This is a genomic window from Yersinia sp. 1252 StPb PI, assembly GCF_048593885.1.
In the GTDB taxonomy this organism is placed as follows: Bacteria; Pseudomonadota; Gammaproteobacteria; order Enterobacterales; family Enterobacteriaceae; genus Yersinia; species Yersinia enterocolitica_E.
Window position 1 is genome coordinate 1 of record NZ_JAZGQE010000515.1, and the last position, 377, is coordinate 377.

The window sequence follows — 377 nt, forward strand, 5'->3', positions numbered from 1 at the left end:
GAGGATTCGTGGCCCGTTGATGCAGTTTTGGCAACAGACGAGGAAGTCGCGATGTTCTGGAAACAGACGCCGCCAAATGGGGAAATGCTAGGCGTCATTGATGGACGTCCTGAGTGGGTAGATTTACCCCCTCTCACTCATGATGAGTTAGTCGCTAATGCTAATGCTAAAAAGAGCCAGTTAAAAGCGGTTGCTGACTCAGAAATTAGCTGGCGACAAGACTCGGTTGATGGTAATTACGCCGAAGGTAACGAGGCGGCAGAGCTTGCAGCGTGGAAGAAATACCGAGTGTTATTGATGCGGACTGATACATCAAAAGCACCTGATATTACTTGGCCTTCGGTTAATTAATTGTGAAAGAAGAAGCCGAGCTATTA

The 377-nt window shown here is 47.5% G+C and carries 1 protein-coding gene; it reads left to right on the top strand.

Annotated features, from left to right (window positions below; genetic code table 11):
• Positions 1 to 351: tail fiber assembly protein (locus V2A85_RS24555; protein WP_420072674.1), on the top strand; the 351-nt coding region annotated here is incomplete at its 5' end.
• Positions 352 to 377: the final 26 nt, after the last annotated feature.